Here is a 15,348-nt window from a genome sequence, read left to right on the forward strand (position 1 = left end):
GTGAATCAGGCGCTGGCCAGGGCGGCTTCGGGAGCCGGGGCTGCCTCGGCGCGGTCAGCCGCGGTGGCCACGTTCGCTGCGTGGGCGGCCGCGGCAACAGCTGAGGCAACATCGGCGGCAACATGGGGATCGAAGACGCTGGGGATAATGTAGCTGGCATTGAGCTCTTCGTCAGCTACCCGGTTGGCAATGGCGTCCGCGGCGGCCACCAGCATCTCCGGCGTGATGTCCGAGGCTCCGGCGTCCAGCAGCCCCCGGAAGAAGCCGGGGAATGCCAGCACGTTGTTGATCTGGTTGGGGAAGTCGCTGCGGCCTGTGGCCACCACGGCGGCGTGCTTCGCCGCGACCACCGGATCGATCTCCGGCGTCGGGTTGGCCATGGCAAACACGATCGCGTCGTCCGCCATCGCGGCTACCTGCTCCTCACCGATCACGTGCGGGGCGCTGACGCCGATAAACACGTCCGCACCCACGAGGGCCTCGTGCAGGGTGCCGTCGAAGCCTTCCTCGTTGGTATTCGCGGCGATCCAGCTGCGGTGCTCGTCCCCATACTCCTGGCCCGAGTGGATGGCCCCGGAGCGGCCCGCCGCAATGATGTGCTGCGCGCCCTGGGCCTTGAGGAGCTGGATGATGGCGGAACCCGCGGCGCCCACTCCGGAGACCACAATGCGGACCTCGGAGAGCTTCTTGCCCACCACGCGGAGTGCATTGACAAGGGCGGCGAGGGTGACAATCGCGGTGCCGTGCTGGTCGTCGTGGAACACCGGGATGTCCAGTTCCTCGCGGAGGCGGTTCTCGATTTCGAAGCAGCGCGGGGCAGCGATGTCCTCGAGGTTCACGCCACCGTAGACGGGGGCCAGGGCCTTGACGATGCTGATGATTTCCTCGGTGTCCTGGGTGTCCAGGCAGACCGGCCAGGCGTCAACGTTGGCAAACTGCTTGAACAGCGCGGCCTTGCCCTCCATCACGGGCAGGGCGGCTGCCGGGCCGATGTTGCCCAGGCCCAGGACGGCCGAGCCGTCCGTGACGACCGCGATGGTGTTGCGCTTGACCGTCAGGTTGCGGGCCGCCGCGGGGTCCTCGGCAATGGCGAGGCAAACGCGTGCGACGCCGGGCGTGTAGGCGCGGGAGAGATCGTCACGGTTGCGCAGGGCTACCTTGGGGACCACCTCGAGCTTGCCGCCCAGGTGCATCAGGAAGGTGCGGTCCGAGACGTGCTGGACCGTGACGCCGTCGAGCGCGTTGAGGGCGTCCTTGACGCGGCCGGCGTGCTCATCGTCGGTGGTGTTGCAGGTGACGTCCACAACCAGGGTCTCGTGGTGGGACTCCGTGACGTCCAGGGCAGTGATGGCAGCGCCGGCTGCACCCACTGCCGCAGCGAGTTCGCTGGTGGCGCTGAAGCTGGACGGCGCTTCCACGCGCAGGGTGATGGAATTTCCGGGGCTCGGGTTCGCCATTGAATGTCCTCCTGTTGGGCCCAGTGGGCTTGTGTTCCAAATCCGAATGTTTTCGTATTATGGATATTATTATCTACTTTGTGGAAACACAAGCCCAAAGTGCCTTTCATCGCGCCTGCAGGGGTTGTGCTGTATCTTGGGACCTCTAGGGCAATTCTTTTCACGATGCGGATAAGACTTGTCGGAATCCGAGTCCACAGGAGACTGGCCATGGCTGAAAAAGCCGCAGGAGGCGTGCAGTCCGTTGAACGCGTCTTCGAACTGCTGGAACTGATCACTGATGCCGGCGGCGACGTCACCCTCAGTGAGTTGTCGTCATCCACCGACCTGCCGCTGCCCACCATCCACCGCCTGCTGCGCACCCTGGTGTCGCTGGGCTATATCCGCCAGCTGCCCAACCGGCGCTACGCCCTGGGCCCGCGGCTGATCCGGCTGGGCGAAGGAGCCAACAAGCAGCTTGGCGCCGTGGCACGGCCGCAGCTGAAAACCCTCGTGGACCGCCTGGGGGAGACGTCCAACATGGCCGTGCTCGACTCGGACATGGTCATCTATGTGGCGCAGGTGCCCTCGCTCCACGCCATGCGCATGTTCACTGAGGTGGGCCGGCGTGCCCATACCCATGCCACCGGCGTCGGCAAGGCCATCCTGGCCCAGCTGGACGACGACGTGGTCCGCGGCATCGTCACCCGCGCCGGGATGCCCACCCCCACGTCCAAGAGCATCGGGGACATCGATGACCTCCTGGCAGACCTCAAGCTCATCCGGGAACGCGGCTACTCCATCGACGAGGAGGAGCAGGAGCTGGGCGTCCGCTGCTTCGCGATGGCTGTGCCCAACGCCCCCACCCCCACCGCCATTTCGGTGTCCGGCCCCGTGTCCCGTGTGGACGAGCACTTCGCTGACAAGGCGGTGCCCGTCCTCCGCGAGGCTGCCGAAGCCATCTCCCTGGAGATGAACCGCACCTGACCCACCCCCGCGCTGACGACGGCGGCGGCCCGCCCTTTCCGGGACGGGCCGCCGCCGCTTTTTCATGCCGTGTTCCTGCTGCTTCGGCGTGCGTGCTGCTCCGGCGTTCCTAGTGGTCCGATGCCTTTTCGGATGACTGGACCGGAACTTCCTTGCCGTCACAGTCGATGAGCTTGCCGCCTTCGAAGCGGTCGCCGTCGGCCAGGCACTTGAGGTCCTCCTCCCGGACCACGCGTCCGGTGCCGGCCACGAACACCGACTGGTTCTCGGAGTTGCCGGCCTTGAGGTGGTTGAAGAGCAGGTTCAGCAGGATTGCCATGACGGCAGCCGAGCTGATGCCGGAGTGGAAGATGGTGGCGAACCAGTCCGGGAACTTGTCGTAGAAGGACGGGGCGGCGATGGGGATCATGCCGAAGCCGATCGACGCCGCCACGATGATCAGGTTCATGTTGTTTTTGTATTCCACCTTGGCCAGAGTGCGGATGCCGCTGGCAGCGACGGTGCCGAACAGGACGATGCCGGCCCCGCCCAGGACCGCGGTGGGAACCGCAGCGACGACGCGGCCCATGACGGGCAGCAGGCCGAGGATGACGAGGATGACACCGCCGGCTGCAACGACGTAGCGGCTCCTGATTTTGGTCACTGCGACCAGGCCGACGTTCTGGGCAAAGGCGCTTTGCGTGAAGGATCCGAAGATCGGCGCGATGAGGCTGGACCCCATGTCTGCCCTCAGCCCGGCGGCAATCCGCTTGGAGTCGACCTTGGTGCCCACGATCTCGCCGACTGCCAGGATGTCCGCCATGGTTTCCGTCAGGATGACCAGCACGACGATCAGCATGGAGATGATGGCGGCTATCTCAAAGGTGGGGGCTCCCAGATGGAATGGCGCGGGGAAGGCGGCGATGGGGCCTTCCCCGACTTTGGAGAAATTCGCCATGCCGGTGACGACGGCTACCAGCGTTCCGATGACCATGGCCAGCAGAATCGAGAGCCGGGAGATGGTGGCGTTACCGAGTTTGCTCAGGAGGAGGACGAGGGCCAGGGTAACCGCGGCGAGGCCAATGTTCTCCAGGCTCCCGTAGTTCTCGGCATTCCTGTTTCCTCCCATGGCCCAGTTGGCGGCAACCGGCATGAGTGTCAGGCCAATGGTCGTGATGACAGTTCCGGTGACCACCGGTGGGAAGAACCGGACAATCTTGGAAAAGACCGGCGCGATCAACAGGCCGATGGCCGCTGACACGATCACCGCGCCGAATACGGCCTGAATTCCTCCACCCGTGGTGACGATGGCGACCATCGTTGCAACGCCTGCGAAAGATACACCCTGGACCAGCGGCAGCTGGGAGCCGAAGAAGGGAATCCCCACGGTCTGGAGGATGGTGGCAAGCCCGCCCATGAAGAGTGCGGCGGCGATCAGGACGCCAATGTCGGCAGGGGGCAGGCCCGCGGCCTGGCCAACGATCAGCGGTACGGCGACGATGCCGCCGTACATGGTCAGGACGTGCTGGAAGCCATAAGCGAAACTGCTTCCGATCGAAAGCCGTTCGTCCTCCGGCCGGTTTTGGACGGGACGCTTGCCGTGCTTCTTGGCGTCGGCTTTGAGGGTGTTCTTGATGTTCATGGCAGACTTTCTGGTTCATGGCAGACGTCATCGTCTGGCTAACGTTGTCTGGCTAACAGGTGTGGCTGAAGCTGCAAATCGTGGGGTGCTGGCCCGGAGTTCTTGTCCACGTGTGCGGACTAAGGTGCTCGGAAGTCGCCTCATCTGGACAAAAACTCCGGACCGGGTGGTGCTGGTGGGACGGCGCGCCTAGCAGAAGCCGGCGATGCCGGACCAGGCGATGGCCGCCGGGGCGGCGTCCTCACGCTGGACGGTGGCCTCGATCAGGCCGTACGGCCGGTCGGCCGCGTAGAAGACCTCGTTGGGGTTGTCGAGGCCGAAGGGCGAGAGGTCCACCAGGAAGTGGTGCTTGTTGGGCATCGAGAACTTGATCTCGTCGATCTCGCTGTGTGCGTCCAGGACCTTGGTGCCCATATCGAACAGGGTCTGCTGGAGGGCGTGGGAGTACTTCTCCGTGAAACCTTCGAGCAGGAGCGCCTTGACGTCGTCGTAATTCTTGTTGAAGTCCAGGGCGCTGAAGTCCGTTCCGGTCTTGAAGCGCCAGCGGGCCGAGACGTCGGTAGCCAGGATGCGGTCGGTGGTTTCCGGGAGGGTTGTGTACTTGTCTTTCGGGTAACCCGCGAAGCCGGACTGGGTGGACTTCAGGACGGTCAGGTCCTTGAGCCCGGAGATGAGGTGCGTGGTGGCGCCGTCGCGGACCAGGACGGCGGTGCGGACCTCCTGGCCGTTGCGGACGAAGGAGTGGTCATGCTCAGCGCCATGGGCCTGGATGCGGTTCCAGCTGTAGGACTCCGCTTCCCAGCGGCCGCCGGTCACCCAGTCAAAGCTGGACGTGAAGTGCTCGCCGAGGCGCAGCAGGAAGGCTTCCGGCGAACCGACACCTTCACGGGCAAAGGCGTAGATGGTGTTCTTCTGGGTGTCGGTGGGCACCACGTGGGCGTTGTCGCCTGCGAGGTGGGCGGCCGCGAAGTCACCGCGGAGCTGCGAGGTGACGTTCAAATCTTCGATTTCGTGGCGGTCCGTGTCGCGGGTGATCTTTACGACCCGGACTTCGGCCTTTCCGAACTGGTTGTGGCCGAGGATGATGTTGCTGCTCATGGTCAGATTCCCAACTTCAGGTATGTGGGACCACGGTCCCGCATAGAAATTAAGCGCGCGTTTCCCGCACGTTTCTTGTACCGTCGGCCCACAAAAAAGAGCCGACATCGATTGATGCCAGCTCATTACGACCCTGCCTGCTGCTCCCAGGTTACGTGACTCGCGCCACGAATTGACATTCAGCGTAGCCCAGTCCTGCGGTGGTGTACATCACAAAAGCAAAAATCGGTTTGTGACCGGTCGCTCAGCCTCAGGCCGTGACACCGGGCGCAGGCTCTTGACCCTGCTGGAGCGGCAGCTTACTATTTCCACATAGCAGTATTTATTTTCCGATGAGTGGAAAAGCTGAACAGGAAGTGGGGAGGACGAGATGGAGCTGCAGGACCCAAAAGAAGTGGTGGGCTTTCCGGCGCCCGGCCAGGAGCTGTACCACCCGTATGGCGGCACCGACCCGGATTTCTACATCCCGGCTGATTGCGATCGGCCCGCCCGCGGGTTCTCACGCTGGCTGCGTGCGCTCCCGGTTTTCGGGCGCCAGGGCTGAGCGGGATCCCCGGAGCAGTAACCTCCGGAGCCGTGACCTCCCACGGCAGTATCCCCGGAGCCGCAGCCCCAGGCATGGCAGCTACTGCTGGGCGGACGGCAGGCTGCCGAGCAGGGCCGCCGCGGCGCTCACCGCAATAACCGCGGGCGCCTTTCCCCTCACGTCCGGCAGTCCTATTGGGCACTGGATCCGGTCAATCTCCGGCTCCGCAAACCCTTCCGCTGCCAGCTTCTGCCGGAACCGCAGCCACTTGGCACGCGACCCAATCAGCCCGATGCTCCCGAGGTCGACTCGGCGCAGGGCGGCGTGACAGAGAAGAAAATCCTCGGAGTGGTCGTGACTCATAATGAAGACGTGCGCGCCGGGTGGCAGGTCGCCAAGGAACGAGTCCGGGACGGGCGTGTGCACCGCCCGGACGTCGGCAACACCCGAAGCCATGTCACCCAGCCGTGCAGGATCAAGTTGTTCGCCGCGGCTGTCCACCAGGTACAGGGTCATGGGCAGGCGCGAAAGGATGCGCCCGAGTTCGTACCCAACATGCCCGACGCCGAAAATTGCTACCACGGGAAGGGACAGGAAGGGTTCAAGCAGCACCCGTACCTTCCCGCCGCAGCACTGCCGCCCGTGCTCCGTGGTTGCGTGCTCATTCAGCGCGAACTCGGCGCTGTGGGGTAGGGAGATGCCCTTGGCCATCATGTCCCGGGCCTGATCCACCACTGTCGCCTCGAGATTGCCGCCGCCGATGCTGCCCCACGTTGACTTTGTGCCCACCACCATTTTGGCGCCAGCCTCCCGCGGCGCGTGGCCGCGCACCTCGGAAACCGTCGCCAGGACGCCGGGCAGGCGGGCGGACCTCAGGTGCTGCAGGGCTTCGAGCCAGTCCATGTCAAGACACCGACGTTGTGACGGACGGGCGGACGGCGTCGCAGTCAGGTCCGGCCGGGGAGGTGCCGTGGCGCGTTCAAGCGCCCAGAACACGGCCTCGGGCGTTGCCGGGCTGGCCAGTTCCACGGCGGTGCCGCCGGAGCCGAAGGCCGCCACTGCTTCCCGCAACGCCTCGCGCACGCTGATGGCCAGCATAAGCGGCGGCTCTCCTACAGCCTTCGAGCCGTAGACGACGCCGCTTTCTGTGGCCCGTTCAAACAGGTGGACGTTGAACTGCTCCGGCATTTCGGAGAAGCTCGGCAGCTTGTAGGTGCTGGCCGACTGGGTTGTCAGGCGTCCCCGCCCGTCGCCGTCGGACACGTCCCACCGCAGGTCCTCAAGGGTCAGCCAGCCGGCACCCTGGACGAAGCCGCCTTCAATCTGCCCGACGTCGATCAACGGCGAAAGGCTGTCGCCGACGTCGTGCACTATGTCGGCACGCAGCTGCCGGTAAGCGCCCGTGAAGCGGTCCACCTCCACCTCCGTGACCGCCGCGCCGTAGCTGAAGTACTTGAACGGCTCACCCTGCATGCGGGCGCTGTCCCAGTGCAGTCCCTCTGTCCGGTAGTACCCCGCCGCCCAGAGCGGGACCCGCTGGAAGTACGCGTCGCGAGCTACCTCGGCGAAACTGAGGTGGCGGTCATGGAACCCGATCCCGGTCACCTTGCCGTCGTCGAAGCGCACATCGTCCGGGTGGATGTTGAGGTTCCGGGCAGCCACGTCCGCCAGCCGGGAGCTGATCTGCTCACAGGCGTTTTTGACCGCCCCGCCGTTCAGGTCGGCCCCTGAGCTGGCGGCTGTGGCTGACGTGTTGGGGACCTTGTCGGTCCGGGTGGGGGCCAGCCGGATGAAGCTGAGCGGCACGCCCAAGGCAGTGGCAGCCACCTGGCGCATCTTGGTGTGCAGGCCCTGCCCCATCTCGGTGCCGCCATGATTAATGAGCACGGACCCGTCCTTATACACGTGGACAAGCGCGCCGGCCTGGTTGAAGGCTGTGAGGTTGAAGGAGATGCCGAACTTCACTGGCGTCATCGCGATGGCCCGTTTGATGTTCGGGTGGGCGGCGTTGAATTTCGCGATCTCAGCGCGCCGCTGCGCCACGTCTGCTCGGTCCAGGAGCGACTGCCAGATTGCAGTGAGCCGTTCGGCGTGGCGCACGGGCTGCCCGTACGGGGTGCTCTGTCCAGGTTCGTAGAAGTTGCGAGACCGCAGCTCAGCCGGGTCGATGCCCAGCAGCGGTGCGCACCGGCCCAGGAGGTCCTCGATCACCAGCATCCCCTGGGGTCCGCCGAAGCCGCGAAACGCTGTCTGCGATGTCTTGTTGGTCTTGGCTACCCGGCCGTGCACTTCGATGTTGGGGATGTAGTACGCGTTGTCGATGTGGCACATTGCCCTTGCCAGGACAGGTTCGGAGAGGTCCAGGCTCCAGCCGCCGTCGCTCGTAAGGGTGGCCTTGAGCGCCTGGAGGCGGCCGTCGTCGTCGAATCCTGCTTCCCAGCGTGCATGGAACGGATGGCGCTTGCCGGTCAGGGTGATGTCCTGGGTCCGGTTGAGGCGGACGCGCACGGGGCGTCCGGTCAGGCTTGCACCCAAGGCTGCGATGGCAGCGAAGCCGTGCGGCTGCATCTCCTTGCCGCCGAAACCCCCGCCCATCCGGAGGCACTGCACGGTCACCTCGTGGTTGGCGAGTCCCAGGACGTGCGCCACGATTTCCTGCGTCTCGGATGGGTGCTGGGTGCTGGACTGCACAAACACCTGCCCGCCTTCATCGATGTACGCGAAGGACGCCTGCGTCTCAAGGTAGAAGTGCTCCTGGCCGCCGAACTCAAACTCGCCGCTGAACCGGTGGGCCGCGTGTTTTAGGGCGGAGTCCGGTTCGCCGCGCGCAACTGTCGGCTGGTTTCCCTGGTAGCTCCCTGCCGCCATTGCTTCAGTGAGCGTCAGGAGCGAAGGCAACGGCTGGTACTCGACCTTTATGGCCTCCGCACCCAGCCGTGCCGCTTCCAATGATTCGCCCAGCACCCAGCACACGGCATGGCCATGGAACATGACCTCGCTGGGAAAGAGCGGCTCGTCATGCTTCACGCCGGCATCGTTGACGCCGGGAACGTCCGACGCCGTCAGTACCTTGACTACGCCAGGAACCTTGAGTGCGGGCCTGGTGTCCATACCGATTATCAGGGCATGGGCGTGCGGTGCCTGGACAGGCCAGGCGTGCAGGACACTCCGGGAACGGACAAGGAGGTCGTCAGTGTAGAGGGCTGTTCCGGTCACGTGTGCGGCGGCGCTCTCGTGGGAAACAGGGACCCCCACCACCGGGTTGACTGGACGGTCTGCCAAGGACTTCACTTCGCTGCCTCCAATGCCGGAGTATTTTCGGCATGGAACTTGAGGAGTGCCTGCCTCAGCATGGCCTGCCGGTAGAGTGCGCTCGCGCGCATGTCGTCGATCGGGGTTCCCTCGCCGGCCATGACGCCCGCGGCCGTGGCTACAGTGTCCGCGGTCCAGGGCTGGCCCGTCAATGATTCTTCCGTTGCGAAGGCCCGGATCGGAGTGGCTGCCACGCCGCCGAGGCCAATCCGGACCGAATTTACGACGCCGCCTGCCACCTGCAGCGCGATGGCAACCGAGACACTTGAGATGTCGTCGAAGCGCCGTTTGGAGATTTTGTAGAACGCGGTGCTTTCGGCCAGTGGCAGCGGGATCCGCACTGCGCGGAGCAGCTCGTGGGGCTTCCGAACGCTCTGCCGGTACCCCGTGTAGTACTCGGACAGCGGGACTTCGCGCTCGCCGTCGAGCGAGCACAGGACAATTGTGGCGTCCAGGGCGAGGAGCGCCGGTGCAGAGTCGCCGATGGGTGAGCCCGTGGAAAGGTTCCCGCCCAAGGTGGCTGCGTTGCGGATCAGGCGGGACGCAAATTGGGGAAACAGCTGGGCCAGGAGAGGCACCCGGCCGTCGAGGCCCCGTTCCACCTCGGAAAGGGTGAGTGCTGCGCCGATCTCAACCCGGCCGTCGTCGAACGATAAAGTCCTCAGCTCTTCCAGCCGATCGATGGCAAGGAGCAGGGGCGGACGGGAGTGCCGGAGGTTTACCTCCACGCCGAGGTCGGTTGCCCCTGCCACCAGCCGTGCCTCCGGGCTTTCCTGCATGATCTTCAGGGCCTCGGCAAGGGTTTCAGTGCGGAGGAAACGTGCGCCGCCGTCCGTCCTGGTGTGCTTGACGGGCGGGGCAGGCCGGTTCTGCCGGTCCAGCAAGGGGTCTGCGTCCAGGGGATTCCCGAGCGCATAGGCTGCGTCCCTGATGGGGCGGTAGCCCGTGCACCGGCAGAGGTTGCCGCTGAGCGCGTGGAGGTCGAAGCCGTTCGGACCGCATTCGTGATCGGTGGCATGCTGCTCGCCTACCTCGCGGGTTCCAGTTTCTTTCCTGCCCTGCCCGGGGCGCCGGTCCGGACGGTAATACTCAGCCGCCATGGAGCAGATGAACCCCGGTGTGCAGTATCCACACTGGGAACCGCCGCGGTCCGCCATTTCACGCTGGACGGGATGCAGGTCTTCCCCGGAACACGGCCCGGCTACGGTACCCAGGCCCTCCGCAGTGACGACCTCCTGCCCGTCGAACGCCAGCGCGGGAGGCAGGCATGAGTTCAGGGATGTCCAGCGGCTCCCCTCGGGTCCGTCCGGCCTGGCCACCAGGACGGCACATGCCCCGCACTCGCCCTCCGCGCAGCCTTCCTTAGCCCCTGTGAGGCCTTCCGTCCGAAGCCAGTCAAGGAGCCTCGTGTGCGGGCTGGTCCTGCTGCAGTCCCGGGCCTGCCCGTTGACGAATATCTCTATTCCGTCCATGTTTCACGCTCCCCATACGAACCGGACCGACGCGCCTAAAACCAAACCCTGGTAACGGGAAATGTATCCCAGCGCTGCCAGCATGTCGGCTGTTCAGTGTGATTAAGCTTACCTTTCAGTATGGAAGCGATTTTCCAGTATCCGGATGGAAACTTCCGGCCGTGGCGTAACCCGTAAAATTCCGGCGTCCCACGGGGCACCCCATATAGTCGAGGGATGGAACAGCGGATTTTAGGCAAGACCGGACGAAATGTCTCCGTCGTGGGGCTCGGCACCTGGCAGCTTGGCGCGGACTGGGGCAACGTTGACCCGGCGCAGGCCCAGGCCATCCTGGCGGCGTCCGCGGAAGCGGGCGTGAACTTCTTCGACACCGCGGACGTCTACGGCGACGGCAAGAGCGAGCAGGCCATCGGGAAGTTCCTCGCGGACAACCCCGGCCTGGACATCACGGTTGCCACCAAGATGGGCCGGCGCATGGACCAGCAGCCGGAGAACTACGCCCTGGCCAACTTCCGCCAGTGGGTGGACCGGTCCCGGAAGAACCTGGGCACCGACACCCTGGACCTGGTCCAGCTGCACTGCCCGCCCACCCCGGTGTACAGCACCTCCGAGGTCTACGACGCCTTGGATACCCTGGTGTCCGAGGGCGCCATCCGCAACTACGGCGTCAGCGTGGAGCGCACGGATGAGGCACTCGAAGCGATCCGGCACCCTGGCACCGCCTCGGTCCAGATCATCCTGAACGCATTCCGCCTCAAGCCCCTGGACGAGGTCCTTCCCGCAGCGAAGGCGGCCAACGTGGGCATCATTGCCCGTGTGCCGCTCGCTTCCGGCCTCCTGTCCGGCAAGTACTCGAAGGAAACCACCTTCGCGGAAAACGACCACCGGAACTACAACCGCCAGGGTGACAAGTTCGACGTCGGCGAAACCTTCTCGGGCGTGGACTACGAGCTCGGGCTGAAGGCCGTGGCCGAGTTCGAGCAGCTGGTCCCGGCCGGGGCAAGCACCGCCCAGGCGGCCATCGCCTGGATCGCGGCCCAGGACGGTGTCACCACGGTGATCCCCGGCGCGCGCAACGTGGACCAGGCAACGGCCAACGCCGCGGCTGCTGCCGTGCAGGTCAGCAAAGAGTTCGACGCCGGCGTCCGCTGGATCTACGACCACTACTTCCGCGAAGCCATCCACCCGCGCTGGTAGCCGTTCGCAGGGGAGCACTCCGGTGACAGACCGTTCCATAAGCTCTTTTGTGGACCGGCTCGCGGCAGTGCCCACGGTGCCGGGCCGCAACAACTTCCTCGACCACAGCCACCCCGGCAATGCCGTGCGCCGGCGCAACCTGGAGCTGTACCTCTCCGAGATGCTGGACCGTTCGCCGAGGGTGCTGCTGCTGGGCGAGGCCCCCGGTTTCAGGGGCATGCGGATCACGGGCGTGCCCTTCACCAACCGCACCATGTTCCAGGGACCGGCCAATATCTTCGGGCTTTTCGGGCCGGGCAAAGGCTACGCCCTGCCCGCCGAGGCGGAGGGAGTGGCTGCCGAGCCGACGGCGACGGTGATGTGGGAGGTCCTGGCGGAACTGGACTTCCTGCCTTTGCTGTGGAGTGCCTGCCCCTGGCACACCCACGTGCCGGGAGAACCGCAGTCCAACCGGACGCCGCGGATCACGGAAGCAAAGCTGGGCACACCCTACTGGCAGTCGCTGGTGGAGCTGTTCGGCATTGAGGCAGTGGTCGCCGTGGGAAACATCGCGCACCGAAGCCTGCAGGCCAGCGGCGTGGATGCGCCCAAGGTCCGGCATCCCGCCCACGGCGGACGCTCCGGCTTTAAGCGCGGCCTGGAGGAGTTGCTCCTCGCCGGAAGCATCACCACGCAGTCCAACAAGTAGAACTAGCCCAGCAGGCAGAGCTAGTCCAGGAGGTAGAGCTGCTCCGGCGTGTCAACGTCAAGGCCGCTGGAGAGATCACTGCAATTTACGTCGTCCACCAGTTCCGGGTGGGTCCGCAGGAAGGCGCGCGCCCCGGCGTCGCCGCTCACTGTTGCGGCCACCGCCTGGCGCAGGGCGGTATCGATCACCAGCGGATGGCCGCGGCGGAGCCCGCCGTTCCCACCCTTTGTTGCGGCAGCGCCGTCGTCGTACGCCGCTGCGGTGACCCGGCCCGGACGGTGGGACGCAAGCAGCCGCTCCACCGCCAGGGAGGACAGGCCAGGCTGGTCCACGAGCGCAATCATCAGGTGGTCCCGGGGATCGGTGGCGGCGTTGCCCAACAGGAGGGAACTCCCCATCCCCGACTGCCATTCCTCGTTCACCACCGTGCGGCAGCCGTCCAGCCTGGCGGCGGCCAGGACATCCTGGGCGCCTGCACCGAGCACCACCACAACCTCGCGGCAGCCGCCGCCGAGCAGCGCTTCAGCGACCGCTTCCACCAGGGGCCGGCCACGGTAGGGGAGCAGAGCCTTGGGCCCGCGTCCCAGCCTGGCTCCGCCGCCCGCCGCGAGCACAACACCGGTGGTGCCCGCCGCCTCCGTGTTCCGCATAGCCACACCCTAACTCTTGTTGTCTCAGGCGTCGCCGCCGGCCCCGCCGGTGGTTCCGGCGCTGACGTCCAGGAGTTTGTAGCGGTCCATGGCGTACGACGGCGCCCCCTCCTCGACCTCGCCCCTCGCCGCGAGCATGTGCAGCGCTTTCACCACGATGGAGTGGGTGTCGTTCTTGAAGAAGCGGCGGGCTGCGGCGCGGGTGTCGGAGAAGCCGAAGCCGTCGGCGCCGAGGGTGGCGAATTCGTTGGGGACGAATTGGCGGATCTGGTCGGGGACGGCTTTCATGTAGTCGGACACGGCGACGACGGGTCCGGTGGCTCCTTCGAGCTGCCGGGTGACGAAGGGGACGCGGGCGGGTTCGCCGGGGTTGAGGAAGGCTTCCTCTTCGGCGGCGAGTCCGTCGCGGCGCAGTTCGTTCCAGGAGGTCACGGACCAGACGTCGGCGGAGACTGACCAGTCTTCGGCGAGGATCCGCTGGGCTTCGATGGCCCAGGGGACGGAGACGCCGGAGGCCAGGATCTGGGTCTTCGGTCCTGCAAGGTCCGACGCCGATACCCGGTAGATGCCTTTCAGCACACCTTCCACATCGAGGTTCTCCGGTTCGGCGGGCTGGATGATGGGCTCGTTGTACACCGTGAGGTAGTACATCAGGTTTTTATCGGATGCAGCTCCGGTTCCTTCGCCGCTGGCGGCCTCCCCGTACATCCGCTCAAGCCCGTCGCGGATGATGTGGCCCATTTCGTAGCCGTAGGCGGGGTCGTAGGTGACCACGGCGGGGTTGGTGGAGGCGAGCAGGGGGGAGTGGCCGTCGGCGTGCTGGAGTCCTTCGCCGGTGAGGGTGGTCCGTCCTGCGGTGGCGCCGATGATGAAGCCGCGGGTCATCTGGTCCGCGGCGGCCCAGAACGCGTCGCCGGTGCGCTGGAAGCCGAACATGGAGTAGAACACGTAGACCGGGACCAGGGGCACGCCGTGGGTGGCGTAGGCGGTACCGGCGGCGGTGAAGGCAGCCACGGCGCCGGCTTCATTGATGCCGGGGTGGATCAGCTGCCCCTGGGCGGATTCCTTGTAGGCCAGGACCAGGTCCCGGTCCACGGACAGGTAGTTCTGGCCCTTGGGGTTGTAGATCTTCGCGGTGGGGAAGAACGCGTCCATGCCGAAGGTCCTTGATTCGTCCGGGACGATGGGCACAATCCGGTGCCCGAAGTTTTTGTCCCGGATGAGGTCTTTCAGGAGCCTGACAAAAGCCATGGTGGTGGCGGCCTGCTGTTTGCCCGAGCCTCGTTTGGCAACGTCAAACGTCTTGGGATCCGGCAGAGCAACGGCATCATGGGATGACCGGCGTTCCGGGACGGCGCCGCCCAAGGCCTTCCGCCGTTCATGGAGGTAGACGATCTCCGGTGCATCATGCCCGGGGTGGAAGTACGGCGGGGAATAGGGATCCGCTTCCAGTTGCGCATCGGCAATGGGGATCCGCAGGTAGTCCCGGAACTCCTTGAGGTCCTCGACAGTCAGCTTTTTCATCTGGTGTGTGGCATTCCTGCCTTCAAACCTCGGTCCGAGGCCGTAGCCTTTGACGGTTTTGGCGAGGATGACGGTGGGTTTGCCCTTGAATTCGGTGGCTGCCTTGTACGCGGCGTAGACCTTGCGGTAGTCGTGGCCGCCGCGTTTGAGGTTCCAGATCTGGTCATCGGTGAGGTCCGCGACGAGGTCTTTGGTGCGGGGGTCTTTGCCGAAGAAGTGTTCGCGGACGAACCCGCCGGATTCTGCCTTGTAGGTCTGGTAGTCCCCGTCGGGGGTTTCGTTCATGATCTTCACCAGTGACCCGTCGGTGTCCTTGGTGAGCAGGTCATCCCATTCCCGGCCCCAGACGACCTTGATGACGTTCCAGCCCGCGCCGCGGAAGAACGCTTCGAGTTCCTGCATGATCTTGCCGTTGCCCCGCACGGGCCCGTCCAGGCGCTGGAGGTTGCAGTTGATCACGAAGTTCAGGTTGTCCAGGTTTTCGTTCGCGGCGAGCTGGAGCAGGCCGCGGGACTCGGGCTCGTCCATTTCCCCGTCGCCCAGGAACGCCCAGACCTGCTGGTCGCTGGTGTCTTTCAGGCCCCGGTTGTGCAGGTACCGGTTGGACTGGGCCTGGTAGATCGCGTTCATCGGCCCGATGCCCATGGACACGGTGGGGAACTCCCAGAACTCAGGCATCAGCCGCGGGTGCGGGTAGGAGGACAGGGCGTGGCCTTCCTTGGACTTTTCCTGCCGGAACCCGTCCAGGTCCTCCTCCGAGAGCCGGCCTTCCATGAACGCCCGGGCGTACATGCCGGGGGAGGCGTGGCCCTGGAAGAAGACCTGGTCACCGCCGCC

At 65.4% G+C, this 15,348-nt stretch carries 11 protein-coding genes; 4 read left to right on the top strand and 7 right to left on the bottom strand.

Translation table 11 applies throughout. The annotated features are described in order from the left end of the window. Positions 1-5: 5 nt before the first annotated feature. On the bottom strand, positions 6-1,457 hold the full coding sequence (locus tag IEX33_RS15680; RefSeq protein WP_188731677.1) for an NAD-dependent malic enzyme: 1,452 nt from the start codon (positions 1,455-1,457) through the stop codon (positions 6-8). A gap of 210 nt (positions 1,458-1,667) precedes the next feature. Here IEX33_RS15680 and IEX33_RS15685 point away from each other — a divergent pair, with 210 nt between their 5' ends. Further along, positions 1,668-2,423, top strand: coding sequence for an IclR family transcriptional regulator (locus IEX33_RS15685; protein WP_188731679.1), 756 nt, complete (start codon positions 1,668-1,670; stop codon positions 2,421-2,423). A 109-nt stretch (positions 2,424-2,532) separates the two neighbouring features. On the opposite strand, the gene IEX33_RS15690 is transcribed toward IEX33_RS15685, so the two are convergent. Next, on the bottom strand, positions 2,533-4,044 hold the full coding sequence (locus IEX33_RS15690; RefSeq protein ID WP_104189558.1) for a nucleobase:cation symporter-2 family protein: 1,512 nt from the start codon (positions 4,042-4,044) through the stop codon (positions 2,533-2,535). Between the two features lie 189 nt (positions 4,045-4,233). Further along, the gene (gene pucL, locus IEX33_RS15695; protein ID WP_188731681.1) at positions 4,234-5,142 is read right to left on the bottom strand and encodes a factor-independent urate hydroxylase; all 909 of its coding nucleotides are present in this window, start codon (positions 5,140-5,142) and stop codon (positions 4,234-4,236) included. Between the two features lie 370 nt (positions 5,143-5,512). On the opposite strand from pucL, the gene IEX33_RS15700 reads away from it, so the two are divergent. Then, a complete protein-coding gene (locus IEX33_RS15700; RefSeq protein WP_188731683.1) occupies positions 5,513-5,686 on the top strand; it encodes a hypothetical protein in 174 nt (57 codons plus the stop codon). Between the two features lie 81 nt (positions 5,687-5,767). Here IEX33_RS15700 and xdhB read toward each other — a convergent pair whose 3' ends face one another. After that, entirely contained in the window at positions 5,768-8,950 is a 3,183-nt protein-coding gene (xdhB, locus tag IEX33_RS15705; RefSeq protein WP_407681608.1) for a xanthine dehydrogenase molybdopterin binding subunit, read from the bottom strand. 5 nt (positions 8,951-8,955) lie between these two features. After that, positions 8,956-10,452 (bottom strand): xanthine dehydrogenase small subunit, encoded by a 1,497-nt coding sequence (locus tag IEX33_RS15710; RefSeq protein ID WP_188731687.1) that lies wholly within the window; start codon positions 10,450-10,452, stop codon positions 8,956-8,958. 216 nt (positions 10,453-10,668) lie between these two features. Between IEX33_RS15710 and IEX33_RS15715 the strand changes: the two genes are divergently transcribed. Next, a complete protein-coding gene (locus IEX33_RS15715) occupies positions 10,669-11,649 on the top strand; it encodes an aldo/keto reductase (protein WP_188731689.1) in 981 nt (326 codons plus the stop codon). A 22-nt stretch (positions 11,650-11,671) separates the two neighbouring features. Continuing rightward, on the top strand, positions 11,672-12,337 hold the full coding sequence (locus IEX33_RS15720; protein WP_188731691.1) for a uracil-DNA glycosylase: 666 nt from the start codon (positions 11,672-11,674) through the stop codon (positions 12,335-12,337). Positions 12,338-12,357: 20 nt separating this feature from the next. On the opposite strand, the gene nboR is transcribed toward IEX33_RS15720, so the two are convergent. Both nboR and aceE read right to left on the bottom strand, forming a co-directional pair. After that, positions 12,358-12,987, bottom strand: a complete 630-nt coding sequence (gene nboR, locus IEX33_RS15725) for a nicotine blue oxidoreductase (protein WP_188731693.1) — start codon at positions 12,985-12,987, stop codon at positions 12,358-12,360. Between the two features lie 24 nt (positions 12,988-13,011). After that, positions 13,012-15,348, bottom strand: a 2,337-nt coding sequence (gene aceE, locus IEX33_RS15730) for a pyruvate dehydrogenase (acetyl-transferring), homodimeric type (RefSeq protein ID WP_188731695.1), incomplete at its 5' end; no start/stop codon positions are given.

This window comes from Pseudarthrobacter scleromae, from assembly GCF_014644515.1.
GTDB classification, from domain to species: domain Bacteria; phylum Actinomycetota; class Actinomycetes; order Actinomycetales; family Micrococcaceae; genus Arthrobacter; species Arthrobacter scleromae.